Source organism: Rugosimonospora acidiphila (genome assembly GCF_039543385.1).
In the GTDB taxonomy this organism is placed as follows: Bacteria; Actinomycetota; Actinomycetes; order Mycobacteriales; family Micromonosporaceae; genus Rugosimonospora; species Rugosimonospora acidiphila.
This window is the reverse complement of sequence record NZ_BAABJQ010000003.1, coordinates 45,537-63,269: the sequence shown is the minus strand read 5'-3', so window position 1 is coordinate 63,269 and position 17,733 is coordinate 45,537. Positions and strand designations below refer to the sequence as shown.

The following is a 17,733-nucleotide window of genomic DNA, read 5'->3' as shown; positions in this document are numbered from 1 at the left end:
ACGAGCGGGAAGTTTCAGCCGATCCACCCACACGCGACGGCGCACCGGCGCCCGCGGCGCGCCGGATCGCCAACCGGGCATCCACCATGCGTCGACGCGCACCGATTCCGCCGGCGGGCGGCGAGCCATTGGCGGCGATCGTTCCGGAACTCTTCCGAGAGGCTACCGCACGGCCGCCACCCGGGGTGACCGCGCGGCAACACTGACCGCGTGAGGCGGCACTGACCGCGTGAGGCGGCACTGACCCGCGTGAGGCTGGACTGACCCGGGTGACGCGGCTCGACCTTGAGCCGGGCCGGTAACGCCGATCGGGCGCCGGGCGTTACACCCCATGATCGGCGTGTGCGCCATCCGCGAAATTCTCGGCGCTTTCGCATCCAGATCAACTCGGCAGATGCCGCCCGGCCGAGGTACCGCTACGGTTGCGCGGATGCGACATACTGCGACTCTCATCGCTGGGATCGTCATCGCCCCGCTGGCGTGGATTCTCATCGCGTTCGGGCAGGACCGCTCCGCGCAGGCGTTCGCGAACGCGGCGAGCGACGGTGGGTTCCACACCGGCGACTTCGTGCGGCCGCTGCTGTTCCTGGCCACCGCGGGCATCCTGCTCGGCCTGATCGCGACGCTGCGCGTGTCCCCGCTCGGCACGGTCGTCACCGGCGCGCTGTACGCGGCCAGCTACGCGCTGCTGTTCGTGACGCCCAAGCGGCTGGTGAACCTGATCCCGAACGACCTGTCGGTGGCCGGTCGTCACGCGGACCTGACCACCCCACTGCGCACCGGCACCACGCTGTTGCTGGGCGCCGCGATGCTGGTGGCGGCGGCGAGCGCGGGCCGGTGGCGCCGCTGGCCGGCGCGGGCGGACGCGACGGCATCTTCGTCCACAGTGGACCCATTGCCGCCGTTGGACGACAAGCCGATGAGCCCGACTGGTCTGGGTGCGGACGGGCGTGACCGGGACACCGTCACCGATCCGGATTCGTTCGACGGGTTCGGGACGGCCCGCTTCGACGAGTCCCGGTACGGCGACTCGACCACCCGGTACGGCGACCTGACCCGGCCGGCGACCGTTCTCGAGGCGGACGCGAGCTGGGTCGACTCGCTGCGGCCGGAGCGCGACGGCGACCGCACGAAGGCCTGAGGCGACACGGCGTCCGCGCGCCCGCCCCGGCCGTGTAGCGTGCTCATCTAGTCGGGCTTCGGTGCCATGGGCTGGTGGGAGTCGGCAGAATCGGAACCTTGGATGACGGCGGTCTCGCGGACGCCCTGCGGCGGGCGATCGGCGGCGACGAGGTGGCGTTCGCCCAGCTGTGGCGGTCACTGCAGCCCCCGCTGCTGCGCTATCTGCGCGTGGTGGTGGGCGACGCGGCCGAGGACGTGGCGTCCGAGACATGGCTGCAGGCGGCCCGCGATCTGCACCGGTTCGACGGTTCACCACCCGCGTTCCGGGTGTGGCTGTTCCGCATCGCCCGCCACCGTGGGCTCGACGAGCGGCGGCGGGCGGCGCGGCGGCGGGAGGACCCGCAGGAGCCCGCGGAGCACGACGCCACCGGGGCGCAGGTGCGCGACGTGGTCTACGACGTGCTGGAGGGCTCGGACACCGAGTGGGCGCTGGGCCTGATCGCGTCGTTGCCCCCCGACCAGGCGGAGGCGGTGATGCTGCGGGTGGTCGCCGGCCTCGACGTCGCGCAGACCGCGCAGGTGCTGGGCAAGCGCGCCGGCGCGGTGCGGGTGGCCTCGATGCGGGGGCTGCGGCGGTTGGCCGCCCACCCGGAGGTGCAGGCGCGGGCCGCCGAGCGCCGCCGCCGGGCCGGGCCCGCCACCGAGCCGGCCCGTCCGGCGCAGCGGGTGTAACGCCCTGGCCGGGTTCGGCGCTGTTTCTGCCGCGAGGCGTAGCGCCGGACAGGACGGAGCAGGCATGGACATCTCATCCCCCGCCGCACACGGTCAACCGCATGCCCGCCTCGACGACCGGCAGCGGCCCTCGTGGCCGGTCAACGGGGTGGACCGGTACCGCGGCGGGGACGCCGTCTGCCTGGCCATCGGCGACCTGCACCTGTGGTCGCTGCTGACCATCCACCACGCGCTCAACCGTGTCGGGGTGTCCACGACACTGCGCATCCTGACCATCCGCAAGGTCGCCCGGGCGGTGTCCGCGTGCCGGTACTTCGGCCTGACCGCGCTCGGGGAGTTGCTGGCCCGGATACCCGAGGCGGCCGATTCGACCGGCCCGGCCGATGTCTTCGACGCCGAATACCGCCAGCGCTACTCGGACGGCACCGAGCTGGTCCGCGCGGCGCAGTGGAAGGTGGCCACCGCCCCCGAGGACTTCACCGTCAGCCGGGTGTGACCGGCCCGCCCGCACGCGTCAGGACTCGGTGCCGGCCTCGACCTTGAAGCGTTCGCGGGCCTGGATGAGCAGCGACTCGGCCTCGTCCCGCCCCTGCCAACCGGTCACGTCGGTGTGCTTGCCGGGTTCGAGCTCCTTGTAGACCTCGAAGAAGTGGCCGATCTCGGCGAGCACGTGCTCCGGGAGGTCGCTGATGGTGTTCTTGCCCTCCCAGCGCGGGTCGTCCGCCGGTACGCACAGCAGCTTCGCGTCCGGGCCGCTCTCGTCCCGCATCCGGAACACCCCGATCGGGCGCACCTTGATGCCGCAGCCCGGGAACGTCGGCGCCTCCAGCAGCACGATGGCGTCCAGCGGGTCGCCGTCCTCGCCCGCGGTGCCCTCGATGTAGCCGTAGTCGGTGGGGAATGTGGTGGCTGTGAACAGCGTGCGGTCCAGGGTGATCCGGCCGGTGTCGTGGTCCATCTCGTACTTGTTGCGCGAGCCGGCCGGGATCTCGACCACCATGTCGGCCTCCATGAGGCACCCCCCGCGGTTGATTCCCGAGCCGCCGTGCCCGCGCGGCGGGCCCCGGCCGATCCTCGGATTGGTATGCCGGACTCGGCATGACCGAGCTTAGCCGCCAGGGCCCGCACGCACCGGCGACCTGGCTCAGACCCCCGGGCTACCCCGGGCAATCGGCCTATTCTCATCCGGATCGGGTGGGCTCGGATCACCCCCGGTACCATCGTCGTGGCGGTGGGGCCCGCCACTCCAGTCACCGGGACAACGACGAGCCGGCCGGAGAAACCGCGAAGAATCGCCAACGGTCCCTGCCAGGCATGGTGAGCTGGTAGGAGGACGCATGGCGGATCAGCAACCCACCGACCCGGATGTCGACCTGGGCGTGCCCGCCCAGCGTCGCGAGGTCGGCCGCACGCCGTGGCCCGTGCTGGGTGCGATCGCGTTGGGCGGCGCGCTCGGCGCGCTGGGGCGCTACGGGATCGGCTACGCGTTCCCCGCCTCGGCCACCGGGTTCCCCTGGGCGACATTCGTCATCAACGTGTCAGGTTGCCTGCTCATCGGCGTGCTTATGGTGCTCAACGACCGGTTCTGGAGCGGCCGGCGGCTGGTCCGGCCGTTCCTCGGTACCGGCGTGCTCGGCGGCTACACCACCTTCTCCACCTACGTGGTGGACATCCAGCGCCTGGCCCAGGGCGGCGCCGCCGCCACGGCCCTGGCCTACCTGGCCGTCAGCGTGCTGGTCGGGCTCGCCGCGGTGGCCGTGGGCGTCGGGCTGACCCGGCTGGCGGTCGGCCGCCTCGGCGGGGCGGCGTCGTGAGCGCGCTGCTGGTGGTGCTCGGGGCGGTGCTGGGTGCCCCGCTGCGGTACCTGACCGACCGCGCGGTGCAGTCCCGGCACGGCACGCCGTTCCCCTGGGGAACGTTCACGGTCAACGTCGTCGGGTCGTTCACGCTCGGGCTGCTGTTCGCCGCCGGCACCGCGCACGGCCTCTCGCCGCGGGTGATGACGTTCGCCGGTACCGGATTCTGTGGGGCGCTGACCACGTTCTCCACGTTCGGTTACGAAACGGTACGACTGATCGAGCAACGGGCACGCTTCTGGGCGGTGGCCAACGTGGTGGCCAGCGTCGCCGCCGGGCTCGGTGCCGCCTTCTGCGGCGCCCTGGTGGGCCAGGCGATCTGACGGCGATCGCCCCACCCGGGATACGGCGGGCGTACGGCGGGCGACGTGCTCACCGCGCCAGCTAACGTCCGCTGAAGTATTGGTGAACGTTGCTCGCCGCCGCCTCCTCGGGGTGGCGTCGAGGCCGGCCCAGCAGCTTAGGCTTACCTTCGTTCCGATCTTCGCGTGAAGGGTTTTCCGTGGCCGTCTCCGTTCCCACCCGAGCCGTGGGCTCGGCGTTACTCGCCGTGATGTGCGCCAGTCTGCTCGGCTGCACGGGAGGATCGTCCTCCGGCACCGCCGCGGCCATCGTGATGAACCAGGGAGGGTGCGGCGGCACCTGGACCGCCCACGGCGGCCCGCACACCTTCCAGATCAAGAACGGGGACATCGGCACCGACGAGGTCGACCTCATCGATCCCAAGACCAGCGCGGTGTACGCGGAGGTCGAGGCGCTCGCCCCGGGCACCACCCGGCCGATGCAGCTCACGCTCGCGCGGGGCAGCTACGCCTTCCGCTGCTACCCCGAGGACGCGGGCGGGGTCACCGGCCCGACCGTCACCATCACCGACGGCCCCACCCAGGGCACTCCCGCCGTGCTGCCGGTCGACAACGAAGTCCTGCTGGCGTCCGTCAAGGCGTACCGCACCCGGATCACCGCCGGCCTGGTGCAGCTCGCCACGGACGTGAACAAGCTGCGCCAGACGCTGCGCGGCGGCACCCTGGCCGCCTCCCAGGCGGCGTGGCTGACCGCGCACCTCGACTACGAGCGGCTCGGCGCCGCGTACGACACCTTCGGCGACTTCGCCGACGCGATCGACGGGATGCCCGACGGGCTGCCCGGCGGGGTACACGACCCGGACTTCACCGGGCTGCGCCGCATCGAGTACGGGCTGTGGCACGGTGAGGCGCCCTCGTCGCTGGCCGCCGTCGCCGACCAGCTCGGCACCGACGTCGCCGGGCTGCAGAAGGCCTTCCCCACTCAGCAGGTCGACCCGAACGACCTGCCGCTGCGGGCACACGAAATCTTGGAGAACGCGTTGCAGTTCGAACTGACCGACGAGGCCGACCAGGGCAGCCACACGAGCCTGGCCACGGTGAACGCCAACCTGGACGGCACCCAGATGGTGCTGGACGTGCTGACTCCGGTGATGCAGACCAGGTATACCGGCTGGAGCCAGGTGGCGGACTGGATGTCCCGGACGCGTACCGAGCTCGCCTCCCTGCGCCACGCGGACGGAACCTGGCCGCCGGTGACCGACCTCGACGCGAGCCAGCGGGAGAAGCTGAACGGCGACGTCGGCCAACTGCTCGAGGTACTCGCCCCGATCGCCGCCATCGGCGACGTACGGAGGACGTCATGACCACCCAGCCGCTCGACGAACGCCCGCGCGAGGACGACGCCTCTTCCCCCGGCTCCCATGGCGGCCGGGTGACCAACCGCCGCTCCTTCCTCCGGGGCGCGCTGAGCGCCGGGGTCGCGGGGGTGGCGACCGGTGCCGCCGCCGGTGCCGGCATCGCCGCCGGCCTGGACGGCGGCACGCCCGCCGCCGCGGCGGCGCCCGCCCCGGTCGTGCCGTTCCACGGCCAGCACCAGGCCGGGGTCGCCACCGAGGCACAGCGCAACAGCACGATGGTCTCCTTCGACGTGCTGGCAGCCAACAAGGGCGAGCTGACCGACCTGCTGCGCACCCTCACCGACCGGGCGAGGTTCCTCACCGCCGGCGGCACGCCGCCCGACCCGGGCATCTCGGCACCGCCGACCGACTCCGGCATCCTCGGCCCGCAGGTGCCCGCGGACCGGCTCACCGTCACCGTCGGGGTGGGCGCCTCGCTGTTCGACGACCGGTACGGGCTGGCCTCGCGCAAGCCGGCCGGGCTGACCGCCATGCGGACCTTCCCCAACGACTTTCTCGACGCGGCGCAGTGCCACGGCGACCTGAGCCTGCATCTGTGCGCCGACAACCCGGACACCGTGCTGCACGCGCTGCGCGACATCGCCCGGCACACCCGGGGCGCCATGCAGATCCGGTGGCAGATCGACGGATTCCAGTCCCCGCCCCGGCCGTCGGGCACCCCGCGCAACCTCATGGGCTTCAAGGACGGCACGTCGAACCTGCACGGGTACGACACCCAGCAGATGAACGACCTGGTCTGGCTGCCGGTCGGCGACAAGTCCGGCTGGGCGGCCGGCGGCACCTACCAGGTCGTGCGGACCATCCGGATGCTGGTCGAGTTCTGGGACCGGGTGTCCATCACCGAGCAGGAGAACATGTTCGGCCGGCGCCGCGACTCCGGCGCTCCGCTGGACGGCGACAAGGAGTTCGACACGCCGAACTTCGCGGCCGACCCGGTCGGCACGGCCATCCCGCTGACCAGCCACATCCGGCGCGCCAACCCGCGCACCTCGGACACCGCCGGCAGCCGGATCCTGCGCCGCCCGTACAACTACAACCGGGGCATCGACTCGGTCGGCAACGTGGACTGCGGGCTGGTGTTCATCTGCTACCAGAAGGACCTGGCCACGCAGTTCGAGACGGTGCAGAAGCGGCTGGCCGACGAGCCCCTGGTGGACTACATCCAGCCGTTCGGCGGCGGCTACTTCCTGGTGTTGCCGGGTGTGCGCGACGCCAACGACTACCTCGGCCGCACCATGCTGGCCTGAGCCGCACCGCTGCGCAGGCGCCCGGCGGCGTGACGGCCGCCGGGCATGCCGCCTCCGGCGTTTCGCGTGCGGCGACTTGTCCGGACGAGGCACCCTTCAAGGCATGAGTCGTACCGAGCCGTACGGGCGGCAGCCGTTCGTGGCACCGTACCGCCGGCACCGCGCTCCGCCCTCGGTTCAGACGGTCGCCCTGCTGCAGTACCTGCTCGCCCTGCTCATTCTCGCGGGCGCCGCCGCGACCGCGGCGATCGCCCGCGGCACCCCGCGCTACGCGGCCCTCGACCGGGTTCCGGACTCGGTGCGTCACAACCTGCGCTCCGGCGGCCTGATCATCGCCGTGGCGCTGGCCGTGCTCGGGCTGTGCTGGCTGCTGGTGGCCCGCAAGCTGCAGCGCGGCCGGCCGTGGGCCCGGCTGACCGTCCTGGTGCTCAGCCTGGCCGGCGCCGCCGTCGCGGTGTACCTGTCCGGGCTGCGCCACGATCCGCGCCTGCTCGGCGCGGCCGCCCTTCCGGTGATGTACGCCATGCTGCTGTCCACCGAGGCCGCCCGGTCGTGGTTTCGCGACGACGGACTGTGACCTATAGCCCACACGGTACTTGGCGGGCATCGGCGGCGACCCCTGGAACAATGGGACCGTGACGTGGCTACGGAAGCTCCCGGTGGACCGGTTCATTCTGGTGCTGCTGGCGACCGTGCTGCTGGCCACGGTGCTGCCGGCCCGCGGCGCGGGCGTGCGGATCTTCGACGTGCTCACCACCGTCGCGGTCGCGCTGCTGTTCTTCCTCTACGGCGCGCGGCTGTCCCCGCAGGCGGCCTGGGCCGGCGCCCGGCACTGGCGGCTGCACACCACCATCCTGCTGGCCACGTTCGCGCTGTTCCCGCTGCTCGGGCTGGCCGCCCGGGCACTCGAGCCGTGGCTGCTGACCCCGTCGCTGTACCAGGGACTGCTGTTCCTGTGCGCGGTGCCCTCGACCGTACAGTCCTCGATCGCGTTCACCTCGATCGCCAAGGGCAACGTGGCGGCGGCGGTCTGCGGCGCCTCCTTCTCCAACCTGGCCGGCGTACTGGTCACACCGCTGCTGGTGGCCGCGCTGCTGCATGGCGACGGCCAGGTGCGGATCTCCGGGGGCTCGGCCGCCACCATCGCGCTGCAACTGCTCGCACCGTTCGCGCTCGGCCAGCTCGCGCGGCCCTGGATCGGCGGCTGGCTGAACAGGCACAAGCGGCCGGTGGCGGTGGTCGACCGGGGTTCCGTGGTGCTCGTGGTCTACACCGCGTTCAGCGCCGGGGTGGTGGCCGGCATCTGGCACGAGGTCGCCGCCGGCCGGCTGGTCGCCGTGGCGGTGGTGGACGCCGCGCTGCTGGCCAGCGTCCTGGGCATCCTCACCCTGGTCGCCCGCCTGCTGCGGTTCTCCCGCGAGGACCGGATCGCGGCAGTGTTCTGCGGTTCGAAGAAAAGCCTGGCCAGCGGGCTGCCGATGGCGGCGGTGCTGTTCTCCGGACACACCGTCGGCCTGATCGTGCTGCCGCTCATGCTCTTCCACCAGATCCAGCTGATGACCTGCGCGGCGCTGGCCAAGCGGTGGGGCAACCGGGCGGGCGCTTCCGGCGCGCCGGCGGCACCGGCCCGGTCGCTGGCCGCCGCCGGCTGACCAGACCGCGTGTCGCAGGCGCAATCCGGTCAGCCGGCCGGCTCCGCCCGCGCGGCCAGACCGTCAAGAACGTCGACGTAGGCGGGCGGCACCCGCACGTCGAGTAGCAATTGTCCGGTCGCGGTCGCCAGCGTGAAGGCAAAGAACGAGCAGCACGAACTCTCCCGCTCAGTGAGGTCGCGCGCCGCGCTCTCGGCGGCGGGATCGAGTTCCCACCGCAACACGGTGGGCGACAACCGCCGCTGACCACGTACCGCCGTCGCGAACAGTTCGTCGAACTCAGCGACCCGCAGCGGCTGAGCTGCCGTGGGTAGCGTGCACGCCTGCGGCATCCATGGGTCATCGGACGTAGCCATGCGACGACGGTAAACCCGTACCCAGCCAACCGGTGGGACCGCCGATGCCGATAGCTGGGGGAAGACTCGCGCAGACGGCCGCTTCCGCGAGACGTCCGGCGGACATCCGGCGAACCAATACCAGATCAGGTTTTGACTGTCCATACACACCATCTGGCTGACATTTGCCCCTAAGGTACAGTGCGTTCCACGAATTCGATCAAGGAGGGCGAATGCGGAACATCAAGCGCGGACTGCTGTCCGTCGCCGCCGCGGTGGCGATGGGAGCGGGAGTGCTGGCGGTGAGCGCGACTCCGGCCGCGGCGGCGAGCACCTGCGGCGGGGGCCTGCTGGGCAACTGGCCGATCACCGGCGGCTACATCGCGGTCTACTACTCGTCGTCGACCGGCGACAACTGCGCCATGACCTACACCAACCACCCGGGTAAGCCGCAGCACATCATGGTCGAGATCGACGACGGTGGCGCCGCACACCGTGACTCGGGGACCTACTCGTACTACGCGGGTCCGGTGTACGTCCACGCGCCGGGCAAGTGCGTCAACTTCGAGGGCCAGATCGGCAACGGCAGCATCGACGGCGTCATCAACGCGTACTGCGGCTGATCGGATCGGCCGCGGACGGGCGGCCGGCGTGGGACACCATGGATGACCCATCGCCGGCCGCCCGCACCGCACCAGGGGGCCTCGGGCGGTTACCGTCGCCGTCTCAGTCGCGGCTTCGGCGCGTCGCGCCGGGTCAGTCGGTGGTGTCGATGGCCTGCAGGAAGGCGTCGGCGATGACCGCGTGGCCAGCCAGGTTCGGGTGGATGCGATCGTCGGCCCAGTCGCTCGGCCGGGTCGAGGACAGCGCCTGGTCGAAGGCCTGCTGGGTGGCCACGTGGACGGCGTCGAACTCGGCCGCGAGCGCGGCGACCACCTTGCCGTACCGGTCGGACTCGGCGCGCTGCGGCTCGTCGCGGTCGGGCTCGATGATGTACGGGTCGGCGAGGATCAGCCGGCAGCCGGTGGCCTGCACCGCCCGGGTCAGCAGGGCGCGCAGGGTGCGCTCGTACTCGTCGATCGGCACGGCCTCGTCAAGCTGGCCGGTGAAGGCGCGCCAGACGTCGTTGATGCCGATCATCACAGACAGCCAGTCCGGCCGGGCCTCGATCGCGTCCCGCTCCCACCGGGCGGCCAGGTCGCGCACCGTGTTCCCGCTGATTCCCTGGTTCGTCCAGGTCAGGTGGGCGTCCGGTCGCCGGGCCGTGACGAAGGCCCGGATCAGGCTCATGTACCCGTTGCCGAACGGCGCGTACGAGTCTCTCCGCCCGCAGTCGGTGATGCTGTCCCCGATGAACACGACGTGCTGGCGTTCCTGAAAGAGCACGATCCCCTCCACGATCACAGGTCGTCGCTGTCGACGGCTGGTTGGCGTATAGGAGATCACAAGCCGGCCGCGGACACCCCCCTCGGGGGCGTCCGCGGCCGGCCCTGCCGATCAGAACCCGGCGGGAATCCCCTCGGTCGCGCTCAGCTCGTGCGGGCGGGCGCGGACCAGCACGGCGGTGAGGACGGCGGCCACCGCGATCAGGGCCGCGCTGACCCAGAACGCCACGGTGTAGCTGTGCACCGTGCCGGCCGCCGTCACCGCGGCCGACGGCGCCTTGCCCGCCGCGTGGTCGGCCAGGTACGAGGTCAGCGCCGAGGCGGCGATGGTGTTCAGCAGCGCCGTACCCAGCGAGCCGCCGATCTGCTGCGTGCTGTTGACCAGCGCGCTGGCCACACCGGCATCGTGGCTGGCGACGCCGACCAGCGCGGTGTTGGACAACGGGCCGAAGGTGATGCCCATGCCGAAGCTGATCACGAGCACCGCCGGCATGACGTGCGACCAGTACCCGGTGTCCACGCCGATCTGCGTCAGCAGCACCATGCCGATGGTCGTCAGCACCAGGCCGGCCACCATCGGGATCCGCGGGCCGATCCTGGGCGTCAGCGGGGCGGACACCCCGGCGCCGATGATGATGCCCGCGGTGAACGGCAGGAACGCCACGCCGGTCATCAGCGCCGAGTAGCCCAGGTTGATCTGCATGTAGTACGTCAGGAACAGGAACACGCCGAACATGCCCACGCCGACCAGCAGCGAGGCGAGGTACGAGCCGCCCCGGTTGTTGTTCAGGATCACGCGCATCGGCAGCAGAGGGTGCCGGGTGCGCAGCTCGATGACGACGAACGCGATGAGCAGGATCACGGAGACGGCCAGCAGGGACAGGGTGGTCGCCGAGGTCCAGCCGGCGGAGTCGGCCTTGGTGAAGCCGTAGACCAGCCCGACCAGGCCGAGTGTGGAGGTCACCGCGCCGGGGATGTCGTAGCGAGTGTCGCCTTCGGCCCGGCTCTCGTTCACGTACCGCAGCGCGAACACCGCCGCCACGATCGCGATCGGCGCGCTGACCAGCAGGCACCACCGCCACGACGCGTACTGGGTGAGCACTCCGCCCATCAGCAGGCCCACCGCGCCACCGCCACCGGCGATCGCGCCGTACACGCCGAACGCCCGGGCCCGCTCCCGCGCGTCGGTGAACGTGACGGTCAGCAGGGACAGCGCGGCCGGGGCCATCAGCGCGGCGAACACGCCCTGCGCGCCGCGCGCCGCGAACAGCATGCCCTCGTTGACCGCGCCGCCGCCGACCGCGGAGGCCGCGGCGAAGCCGATCAGGCCGATGATGAACGCCCGCTTGCGGCCGGTGAAGTCGGCGATCCGGCCGCCGAGCAGCAGCAGGCCGCCGAAGGCCAGGGTGTACGCGGTGACCATCCACTGCCGGTCCGCGTCGGAGATGTGCAGGGCCTTCTGCGCGGTCGGCAGTGCGATGTTGACGATCGTGGCGTCCAGCACGATCAGCAGCTGGGCGACCGCGATGATGGCCAGCGCCAGCCAGCGCCCAGGGTCCGGGACGGCGCTCTTTGTGGGCGCCGCCACCGTTTCGGTGGACATTGACATGGTGTATTCCTCTCCGGGCACGGCCGTATTCCTCACGGGCCAATCCGTGACGTATGGCGTCGTGCATGGTTTATCGGTCCGGTCGAGCCGGTACCGGTCGATCGTGTCGGTCGGCGAAATTGTCTGGTCGGATCGATCAGCAGGTCATGACGTTCACCGCATCAGCAGGGGCAGCACGATGTCGTCGACCAGATGGTCAACGAGGCGGGCGTCCAGCGGTTCACCCAGGACGAAGCTGTGCATGAACAGCTGCGCCGGAACGATCTCCTCGATGAGATCGACGTTGTATCCGGGCCGTAGCTCGCCGCGCTCCTCGGCACGGGCGCAGATGACCCTGGCGATGGGGCTCTTCGACGAGTGCAGCGCACGCATCTCGGCGGCCAGATCCTCGTCGGTGCGCATCGCCATCACCAGCCCGGCCAGCAGCGGCCCGTCCTGGCCGGCGGTCGCCTCGGCCATCTCACCGAACCAGGCGACCAGGTCGCCGCGCAGGCTGCCGGTGTCCGGCACGGTCGCCTCGCCGTCCTTGCACATCCGGATCGCGTCGACGGCTAGCTGGGCCTTGCCGGGCCAGTGCCGGTAAAGCGTGGCCTTGCTGGCCCGGGCCCGGGAAGCCACCACGTCCATCCGCAGGCATTCGTAGCCGACCTCGCGGAGCAGTTCGAAGGTGGCGCGCAGGATGGCCTGCTCGCGCTCGCCCCCCAGGCGGGAGTGCCGGTGCGACGGGGCGTCCGGGTCGCCGGCACCGGGCACGGACTGCTCGGCGGCGACCGGCTCGACCGCGACACCGCCGGCGGTTACCCCCTGTGTCATGACGCCACCCCCGACTTACGAAACGAAACCGTTTCGTACAGTACCAGCGAGGTGCCAGCGACCGGACACGATTTAGCGGTGAGCAGACACACACCCACCGCCCGGGACCGCCGCCCGGAAGACGGCCCGGCGGCGGGCGGCGGTGCGGGTGGCCGCGTTCAGAGGCTGGGCGAGGACCCCGGCTCGTCCGCCTCACGCCCGGCGGCGGCCTCCCGGCGGGCCTGCCGGTTGCGCTCCTGGAGTTCCTTCCACGCCCGGCGAACCTCGGGCGAGTGACCCTGCAGGGCCCCCTGCACCGCGGCCGGACCGAGCACGCGGTACATGGCCGATCCCAGGCGGTCCCGCTTCTCGCGGGCCGGAGCCGGCGCGGATCCGTCCGGCGCGGACCCGTCAGGCGCGGATCCGTCGGGCGCCGACCCGTCCGGCGCCGATCCGGCCGACGCCGATCCGGCCGGCGCCGCCGAGCCGTCGAACTCCGGCTGGCGCTTCCTGCGTCCGAACATGGCGCCCCTCCACTCCTTGGTGCGCCAATAGTGGCTACACCAATAGTTTGTGTGCCAATTAGTTGTACCATGAGGAAAATTCGGGAGGCACGCTTGAGCGATATGCGCGCGGTCACAGACCCGCTCGCCCTGGAGCGGCAGGTCTGCTTCGCCCTGTCGGTGGCGTCGCGCAACGTCGTGGCGCTGTACCGCTCCCACCTCGAACCGATGGGCCTGACCCACCCGCAGTACCTCGTCATGCTCGCGCTCTGGGGGGACTCCCCGCTGTCGGTCAAGGCGCTCAGCGGCCTGCTGCAACTCGACCCGGGTACGTTGTCGCCGCTGCTCAAGCGGTTGGAGAGCGCCGGATATGTGCGCCGCGAGCGGGATCCGAACGACGAGCGCCAGCTCGCGGTGACCCTCACTGAGGCCGGCACCGCCCTGCGGGACAGAGCCCTGGCCATCCCGGGCGCCATCGTGGCGCGGCTCGGCATGAGCCTGGACGAGTTGGAGCACCTGAAGGAGGTGCTGACCCGGCTCATCGACGCGTCCCGGCAGGAGCCCGCGACCGAGCGCTGACCCGCGAAGCGCTGACCCGCCGAGACCAGACCCTCCGTGACGAGGCCGTCTCGCCGGCCGTTGACCGGCGACCGACCGGTCGGCGACGCCTCGACGACCGGCCGGCGTCCGCCGGGTGACGTGACGCAGGCCGCTGCGGATACCCCAGCGGGTGCGGGCCGGACCCATAGGGCGCAAACTGTCAGGCGACCCGCACCCGATCGAGGGATGAGATATGCGCAGCCGCACCGACCTCGTCGAAGACCTCATGCAGCGGTTCCCGCACGTGCCGCGGGAGGCCGTGATCAAGGAAGACCTGCTGCGCGGCGGCCTCGCGTTCGACGACTCGGCGCTGTCGGACAACGAGGACGGCGAGGTCAAGCCGAAGTCGTACTTCATCTTCTCGTTCGACCACCGGACCCTGCCCGAGCTGGGCACCGCGGCCCTGCGCCGGCCGCCGGAGGAGATCGTGCTGACCGGCGGCCCGTACGAACTGCGCCGCACGGTGGTCTCCGTCCGGGTCAACCCCGACTCGCCGTACCAGGTGCGTGCCGACGAGGACGGCGCGCTGCGGCTGTTCCTGGACGGCCGGCCGATCGCCGACGTCGGACTGCCGCCGATGCCGGAGTACTACCGGCACAAGCTCTCGGGCGGCAAGTCGGTCATGGAGATCGCGCCCACCATCCAGTGGGGCTACCTGATCTACCTGACGGTCTTCCGGGTCTGCCAGTACTTCGGCGCTAAGGAAGAGTGCCAGTACTGCGACATCAACCACAACTGGCGCCAGCACAAGGCCGCCGGCCGCCCGTACACCGGAGTCAAGCCGGTCGACGAGGTGCTGGAGGCCATGGAGATCATCGACCGGTACGACACCTCGGGCATGTCCAAGGCGTACACGCTCACCGGCGGCAGCGTGACCTCGAAGGTGGACGGGCTGGCCGAGGCCGACTTCTACGGCCGGTACGCGGAGGCCATCGAGCAGCGCTTCCCGGGCCGATGGATCGGCAAGGTCGTCGCGCAGGCGCTGCCCAAGGCCGACGTGCAGCGGTTCCGCGACTACGGCATCCGGATCTACCACCCCAACTTCGAGGTCTGGGACAAGCGGCTGTTCGAGCTGTTCTGCCCGGGCAAGGAGCGGTATGTAGGCCGTGCCGAGTGGCACCGGCGCATCCTGGACTCCGCCGAGGTCTTCGGCCCGCGCAACGTGATCCCCAACTTCGTCGCCGGGGTCGAGATGGCCAAGCCGTTCGGCTTCGACACGGTGGACGAGGCGATCGCGTCGACCACCGAGGGCCTGGAGTACTTCATGTCCCGGGGCATCACCCCCCGGTTCACCACCTGGTGCCCCGAGCCGACCACGCCGCTGGGCAGCACCAACCCGCAGGGCGCCCCGCTGGAGTACCACATCCGGCTGCTGGAGGCGTACCGGGCGACCATGGACGCGCACGGCCTGTCCAGCCCGCCCGGGTACGGCCCGCCCGGCGCCGGCAACGCGGTGTTCTCGGTCAGCTCGTTCATGGACAGCCTGCCGCCGGCCGAGGAGTCCGAACCGGAGGCCCGGGCCGCGCTCAGCGTGCCGCCCGCCGGTCCCGCGCCGGCTGGGGAACCCGCCTGACCTCTCCGGTCGCCTCGTAGTCCCAGATCCGCCCGGCGTACGGGTTGCGGGCCGCCCGGCGGTACACCCGGAATTCCACCTGGGCGCGCAGGGTCTCGGCGAAGAACCCGACCTCGTAGAGGATCGGCGGGTCCTGCGGATCGTCCACGTCGATGGTGACCATGCGGCCATCGAGCGGGCCACCGTGCAGCAGCGCCCTGACATTGGGCATGTTCACTCCCCGGGGTCGGCGGTCCGCCTCCAGACTGCTGCGCCGGAGCGCCGGCCGGGGGTGGTCGGCGCGCCGTCAGCCTGGCGGGTGAACGCCGGCCGCGGCGCGACAGGTGGGCTCCGGACTCACCCGTCGCGCAGCGCGCTGACCCGCCCGGCCAGGTCGGCGGGTGCCCCGGCGACTGCGAAGAGCTTGTCCCGGCTGGTGTGCCCGGCCCGCACCGTCACGTCGGCGGGCCGCAACCGCAGCGCCTCGGCCACGGCCCTGCGGGCCTGCTCGGTCGCCCGCCCGTCCACCGCCGGCGCGCCGACCGCCACCACCAGCGCCGGGCCGTAGCGCCCCTGGTAGCCGCCGCCCACCCTGGTGTTCGCCGCGCCCGGCCGCACCCGCACCGCGATGACCGCCTCCACGGCACTCATTCTGGCCCACCTCGCTCCGGCAACCGCAGGACCGGGCACGGACGGGAGAACCGGGAACTTTCCCGGCGGCCGGGCCGACTATCTCTGGCGGGATGGGCATAACACCGGCGCTCGTCGCCCGCGTAGCTGGCGCGTGGACGTGAGCTGGCCGGCCCGCCGGGCCCGCCCTTGGCCACCGTGCCGCCGCCGGGCCCGATCCGGGGCCGGTCCGGACGACCGGCCGTCACGGAAGATCACGAAAGGACAACAATGAAGCGGACACTGCGGCGCGGATCGGTGATCGTCGCCGGGTCACTGATCGGCCTGCTCGCCACCGCGGGGGTCGCCCAGGCCCACGTGACGATCGATCCAACCCAGGCCAGCCAGGGCGGATACATCCGGATGGCGTTCCGGGTGCCGACCGAGAGCGACACCACCTCGACCACCAAGCTGGAGGTCGATCTGCCCACCGATGAGCCGATTGCCTCGATCTCGCTCGAACCGGTGCCGGGCTGGACCGGAACCCTGGACAAGACCAAGCTCCCCAAGCCCATCACCACCGACGACGGCGAGGTCACCGAGGCCGTGACCAAGATCACCTGGACCGCGAACTCGACCGACACGGCCATCAAGCCCGGGCAGTTCGAGGAGTTCCCGGTCTCGCTCGGCCCGCTGCCGGCCGTCAAGTCGATCACGTTCAAGGCCCTGCAGACCTACTCCGACGGCACGATCGTGCGCTGGATCGACCTGAAGACGCCCGGGGCGCCCGAGCCCGAAAACCCAGCCCCGGTGCTGAATCTGACGCCGACCTCCGACGACGCGGCCGTCCAGGCGGGCGCGCCGGCGGCCACCGGGGTGGGGGCCGACCCGTCGACGAGGACCTCGTCGGACACCGCCGCCCTGGCTACTGGCATCATCGGCGCCGTACTCGGACTCGGCGGACTGGTCCTGGGGGGCCTGGCGTTCACCCGGAGCCGCCGGGCCGGGTGAGCGCTACCGTTGTCGAGGGCTGGAAGCGGCACCCGAACCCCGGAAGCGGGTCGCAGACAGCGCGGTCGGAGCACGTACAAGGAGGCGGATCGGGTGTCGAAGAGTAGCCGGCAGGCGCAGCAACGGGCGAGGGAGGCGCTGGAGGCCCAGCGCAAGGCCGCCCGCGCGCGCCGGCAGCGGTTCACCATCGCTGGCTCGGCGGTGCTGGTGGTCGTGGTGGTGCTGGGTGTCCTGATCGGGGTGAAGGTGGCCGGCGGCGGCAACAAGACCCCGGCCGCGGCGACCTCGCTCGCCGCGTCGGACGTGGTCAACCCGCTGACCACGGTCCCGGTCGACGCGCTGAACCAGGTCGGCAAGGGCCAGGTCACCACGCTGCCCAGCGTGACCAGCGGTCAGACCATGCTCAGTGACAATGGCAAGCCGTTGATCGTCTACGTCGGCGCGGAGTACTGCCCGTACTGCGCCGCGGAACGCTGGGCCATGGTCCAGGCGCTGAGTCGGTTCGGGACGTTCAGCAACCTGGGCCAGACGCACTCCTCGTCGACCGACGTGTTCCCGAACACGCCGACGCTGTCGTTCCACGGCTCGAGCTACACCAGCCAGTACCTCTCCTTCCAGGGCGTCGAGACGGAGACCAACCGGCAGCAGGGCAACGGGTACGCGCCGCTGGACAAGCCCACCGCGGCCCAGCAGGCGCTGGTGAACAAGTACGACGCCGCACCGTACGTGCCGTCGGACGCGGCCGGTTCGATCCCGTTCATCGACTTCGCCAACAAGGCGATCGTGTCGGGCTCCTCCTACAGCCCGCAGTTGCTGGCCGGAAAGACTCCGGCCCAGGTCGCCGCGGCGCTGTCCAACCCGTCCGACCCGATCGCCAAGGCCGTCGACGGCACCGCCAACGCGTTCACCGCGATGCTGTGCCAGCTGACCAACGGCCAGCCCGGGAACGTGTGCACCACGTCCTCGGCGACGGCGTACCAGAGTCAGCTTCATGTCGCCAGCTAAGAG

At 71.4% G+C, this 17,733-nt stretch carries 22 protein-coding genes; 14 read left to right on the top strand and 8 right to left on the bottom strand.

Features of this window, described 5'->3' with window-relative positions; translation table 11 throughout:
• Window positions 1-430: 430 nt before the first annotated feature.
• The 3 genes from ABEA87_RS05600 to ABEA87_RS05590 all read left to right on the top strand — a co-directional run bounded on the left by ABEA87_RS05600 (window position 431) and on the right by ABEA87_RS05590 (window position 2,350).
• Window positions 431-1,141, top strand: coding sequence for a hypothetical protein (locus ABEA87_RS05600; RefSeq protein WP_345626689.1), 711 nt, complete (start codon window positions 431-433; stop codon window positions 1,139-1,141).
• Between the two features lie 98 nt (window positions 1,142-1,239).
• Window positions 1,240-1,854: an RNA polymerase sigma factor gene (locus ABEA87_RS05595; RefSeq protein WP_345626687.1), complete on the top strand. Its 615-nt coding sequence runs from the start codon at window positions 1,240-1,242 to the stop codon at window positions 1,852-1,854.
• Window positions 1,855-1,918: 64 nt separating this feature from the next.
• Window positions 1,919-2,350, top strand: coding sequence for a hypothetical protein (locus ABEA87_RS05590; protein WP_345626685.1), 432 nt, complete (start codon window positions 1,919-1,921; stop codon window positions 2,348-2,350).
• Between the two features lie 18 nt (window positions 2,351-2,368).
• Here ABEA87_RS05590 and ABEA87_RS05585 read toward each other — a convergent pair whose 3' ends face one another.
• The gene (locus ABEA87_RS05585; protein WP_345626683.1) at window positions 2,369-2,866 is read right to left on the bottom strand and encodes an inorganic diphosphatase; all 498 of its coding nucleotides are present in this window, start codon (window positions 2,864-2,866) and stop codon (window positions 2,369-2,371) included.
• Between the two features lie 325 nt (window positions 2,867-3,191).
• Between ABEA87_RS05585 and ABEA87_RS05580 the strand changes: the two genes are divergently transcribed.
• The 6 genes from ABEA87_RS05580 (at window position 3,192) to ABEA87_RS05555 (ending at window position 8,329) form a co-directional block, all read left to right on the top strand.
• Window positions 3,192-3,668, top strand: a complete 477-nt coding sequence (locus ABEA87_RS05580) for a fluoride efflux transporter FluC (RefSeq protein ID WP_345626681.1) — start codon at window positions 3,192-3,194, stop codon at window positions 3,666-3,668.
• Window positions 3,665-4,033, top strand: a complete 369-nt coding sequence (gene crcB / locus ABEA87_RS05575) for a fluoride efflux transporter CrcB (protein WP_345626679.1) — start codon at window positions 3,665-3,667, stop codon at window positions 4,031-4,033. The genes ABEA87_RS05580 and crcB overlap by 4 nt, the downstream gene beginning before the upstream one ends.
• A 179-nt stretch (window positions 4,034-4,212) precedes the next feature.
• Window positions 4,213-5,376 (top strand): EfeM/EfeO family lipoprotein, encoded by a 1,164-nt coding sequence (locus tag ABEA87_RS05570; RefSeq protein WP_345626677.1) that lies wholly within the window; start codon window positions 4,213-4,215, stop codon window positions 5,374-5,376.
• The gene (gene efeB, locus ABEA87_RS05565; protein ID WP_345626675.1) at window positions 5,373-6,677 is read left to right on the top strand and encodes an iron uptake transporter deferrochelatase/peroxidase subunit; all 1,305 of its coding nucleotides are present in this window, start codon (window positions 5,373-5,375) and stop codon (window positions 6,675-6,677) included. The genes ABEA87_RS05570 and efeB overlap by 4 nt, the downstream gene beginning before the upstream one ends.
• 103 nt (window positions 6,678-6,780) lie before the next feature.
• A complete protein-coding gene (locus ABEA87_RS05560; protein ID WP_345626673.1) occupies window positions 6,781-7,254 on the top strand; it encodes a hypothetical protein in 474 nt (157 codons plus the stop codon).
• A 58-nt stretch (window positions 7,255-7,312) separates the two neighbouring features.
• On the top strand, window positions 7,313-8,329 hold the full coding sequence (locus tag ABEA87_RS05555; RefSeq protein WP_345626672.1) for a bile acid:sodium symporter family protein: 1,017 nt from the start codon (window positions 7,313-7,315) through the stop codon (window positions 8,327-8,329).
• 29 nt (window positions 8,330-8,358) lie between these two features.
• On the opposite strand, the gene ABEA87_RS05550 is transcribed toward ABEA87_RS05555, so the two are convergent.
• On the bottom strand, window positions 8,359-8,685 hold the full coding sequence (locus ABEA87_RS05550) for a hypothetical protein (RefSeq protein WP_345626670.1): 327 nt from the start codon (window positions 8,683-8,685) through the stop codon (window positions 8,359-8,361).
• A 212-nt stretch (window positions 8,686-8,897) separates the two neighbouring features.
• Here ABEA87_RS05550 and ABEA87_RS05545 point away from each other — a divergent pair, with 212 nt between their 5' ends.
• On the top strand, window positions 8,898-9,287 hold the full coding sequence (locus ABEA87_RS05545; protein WP_345626668.1) for a hypothetical protein: 390 nt from the start codon (window positions 8,898-8,900) through the stop codon (window positions 9,285-9,287).
• A gap of 133 nt (window positions 9,288-9,420) precedes the next feature.
• On the opposite strand, the gene ABEA87_RS05540 is transcribed toward ABEA87_RS05545, so the two are convergent.
• The 4 genes from ABEA87_RS05540 to ABEA87_RS05525 all read right to left on the bottom strand — a co-directional run bounded on the left by ABEA87_RS05540 (window position 9,421) and on the right by ABEA87_RS05525 (window position 12,974).
• Entirely contained in the window at window positions 9,421-10,050 is a 630-nt protein-coding gene (locus ABEA87_RS05540; RefSeq protein WP_345626666.1) for an SGNH/GDSL hydrolase family protein, read from the bottom strand.
• A 111-nt stretch (window positions 10,051-10,161) separates the two neighbouring features.
• Window positions 10,162-11,658: an MFS transporter gene (locus ABEA87_RS05535; RefSeq protein ID WP_345626664.1), complete on the bottom strand. Its 1,497-nt coding sequence runs from the start codon at window positions 11,656-11,658 to the stop codon at window positions 10,162-10,164.
• A 153-nt stretch (window positions 11,659-11,811) separates the two neighbouring features.
• Window positions 11,812-12,471, bottom strand: coding sequence for a TetR/AcrR family transcriptional regulator (locus tag ABEA87_RS05530; protein WP_345626662.1), 660 nt, complete (start codon window positions 12,469-12,471; stop codon window positions 11,812-11,814).
• Window positions 12,472-12,629: 158 nt separating this feature from the next.
• Window positions 12,630-12,974 (bottom strand): hypothetical protein, encoded by a 345-nt coding sequence (locus ABEA87_RS05525; protein WP_345626661.1) that lies wholly within the window; start codon window positions 12,972-12,974, stop codon window positions 12,630-12,632.
• 102 nt (window positions 12,975-13,076) lie between these two features.
• On the opposite strand from ABEA87_RS05525, the gene ABEA87_RS05520 reads away from it, so the two are divergent.
• Both ABEA87_RS05520 and ABEA87_RS05515 read left to right on the top strand, forming a co-directional pair.
• Window positions 13,077-13,532, top strand: coding sequence for a MarR family winged helix-turn-helix transcriptional regulator (locus ABEA87_RS05520; protein WP_345626659.1), 456 nt, complete (start codon window positions 13,077-13,079; stop codon window positions 13,530-13,532).
• Between the two features lie 214 nt (window positions 13,533-13,746).
• Window positions 13,747-15,126: a radical SAM protein gene (locus ABEA87_RS05515; protein WP_345626657.1), complete on the top strand. Its 1,380-nt coding sequence runs from the start codon at window positions 13,747-13,749 to the stop codon at window positions 15,124-15,126.
• Here the strand turns inward: ABEA87_RS05515 and ABEA87_RS05510 are convergent.
• Both ABEA87_RS05510 and ABEA87_RS05505 read right to left on the bottom strand, forming a co-directional pair.
• Entirely contained in the window at window positions 15,080-15,337 is a 258-nt protein-coding gene (locus ABEA87_RS05510; protein ID WP_345626655.1) for a hypothetical protein, read from the bottom strand. The genes ABEA87_RS05515 and ABEA87_RS05510 overlap by 47 nt on opposite strands.
• A 125-nt stretch (window positions 15,338-15,462) precedes the next feature.
• A complete protein-coding gene (locus tag ABEA87_RS05505) occupies window positions 15,463-15,756 on the bottom strand; it encodes a DUF167 domain-containing protein (protein WP_345626653.1) in 294 nt (97 codons plus the stop codon).
• Window positions 15,757-16,005: 249 nt separating this feature from the next.
• On the opposite strand from ABEA87_RS05505, the gene ABEA87_RS05500 reads away from it, so the two are divergent.
• Together ABEA87_RS05500 and ABEA87_RS05495 are read left to right on the top strand one after the other, a co-directional pair.
• Window positions 16,006-16,725 carry a YcnI family copper-binding membrane protein gene (locus tag ABEA87_RS05500; RefSeq protein WP_345626651.1) on the top strand — a complete coding sequence of 240 codons (720 nt, stop codon included), beginning with the start codon at window positions 16,006-16,008 and terminating at the stop codon, window positions 16,723-16,725.
• 93 nt (window positions 16,726-16,818) lie between these two features.
• A complete protein-coding gene (locus tag ABEA87_RS05495; protein ID WP_345626649.1) occupies window positions 16,819-17,730 on the top strand; it encodes a DUF929 family protein in 912 nt (303 codons plus the stop codon).
• Window positions 17,731-17,733: the final 3 nt, after the last annotated feature.

What these genes read in the sequence shown, in the direction of transcription:
- ABEA87_RS05600 (WP_345626689.1), top strand. Translation starts at nt 431, where the DNA reads ATGCGACATACTGCGACTCTCATCGCTGGGATCGTCATCGCCCCGCTG.
- ABEA87_RS05590 (WP_345626685.1), top strand. Translation starts at nt 1,919, where the DNA reads ATGGACATCTCATCCCCCGCCGCACACGGTCAACCGCATGCCCGCCTC.
- ABEA87_RS05585 (WP_345626683.1), bottom strand. Translation starts at nt 2,866, where the DNA reads ATGGAGGCCGACATGGTGGTCGAGATCCCGGCCGGCTCGCGCAACAAG.
- ABEA87_RS05580 (WP_345626681.1), top strand. Translation starts at nt 3,192, where the DNA reads ATGGCGGATCAGCAACCCACCGACCCGGATGTCGACCTGGGCGTGCCC.
- efeB (WP_345626675.1), top strand. Translation starts at nt 5,373, where the DNA reads ATGACCACCCAGCCGCTCGACGAACGCCCGCGCGAGGACGACGCCTCT.
- ABEA87_RS05560 (WP_345626673.1), top strand. Translation starts at nt 6,781, where the DNA reads ATGAGTCGTACCGAGCCGTACGGGCGGCAGCCGTTCGTGGCACCGTAC.
- ABEA87_RS05550 (WP_345626670.1), bottom strand. Translation starts at nt 8,685, where the DNA reads ATGGCTACGTCCGATGACCCATGGATGCCGCAGGCGTGCACGCTACCC.
- ABEA87_RS05545 (WP_345626668.1), top strand. Translation starts at nt 8,898, where the DNA reads ATGCGGAACATCAAGCGCGGACTGCTGTCCGTCGCCGCCGCGGTGGCG.
- ABEA87_RS05535 (WP_345626664.1), bottom strand. Translation starts at nt 11,658, where the DNA reads ATGTCAATGTCCACCGAAACGGTGGCGGCGCCCACAAAGAGCGCCGTC.
- ABEA87_RS05530 (WP_345626662.1), bottom strand. Translation starts at nt 12,471, where the DNA reads ATGACACAGGGGGTAACCGCCGGCGGTGTCGCGGTCGAGCCGGTCGCC.
- ABEA87_RS05525 (WP_345626661.1), bottom strand. Translation starts at nt 12,974, where the DNA reads ATGTTCGGACGCAGGAAGCGCCAGCCGGAGTTCGACGGCTCGGCGGCG.
- ABEA87_RS05520 (WP_345626659.1), top strand. Translation starts at nt 13,077, where the DNA reads ATGCGCGCGGTCACAGACCCGCTCGCCCTGGAGCGGCAGGTCTGCTTC.
- ABEA87_RS05515 (WP_345626657.1), top strand. Translation starts at nt 13,747, where the DNA reads ATGCGCAGCCGCACCGACCTCGTCGAAGACCTCATGCAGCGGTTCCCG.
- ABEA87_RS05510 (WP_345626655.1), bottom strand. Translation starts at nt 15,337, where the DNA reads ATGCCCAATGTCAGGGCGCTGCTGCACGGTGGCCCGCTCGATGGCCGC.
- ABEA87_RS05505 (WP_345626653.1), bottom strand. Translation starts at nt 15,756, where the DNA reads ATGAGTGCCGTGGAGGCGGTCATCGCGGTGCGGGTGCGGCCGGGCGCG.
- ABEA87_RS05500 (WP_345626651.1), top strand. Translation starts at nt 16,006, where the DNA reads ATGAAGCGGACACTGCGGCGCGGATCGGTGATCGTCGCCGGGTCACTG.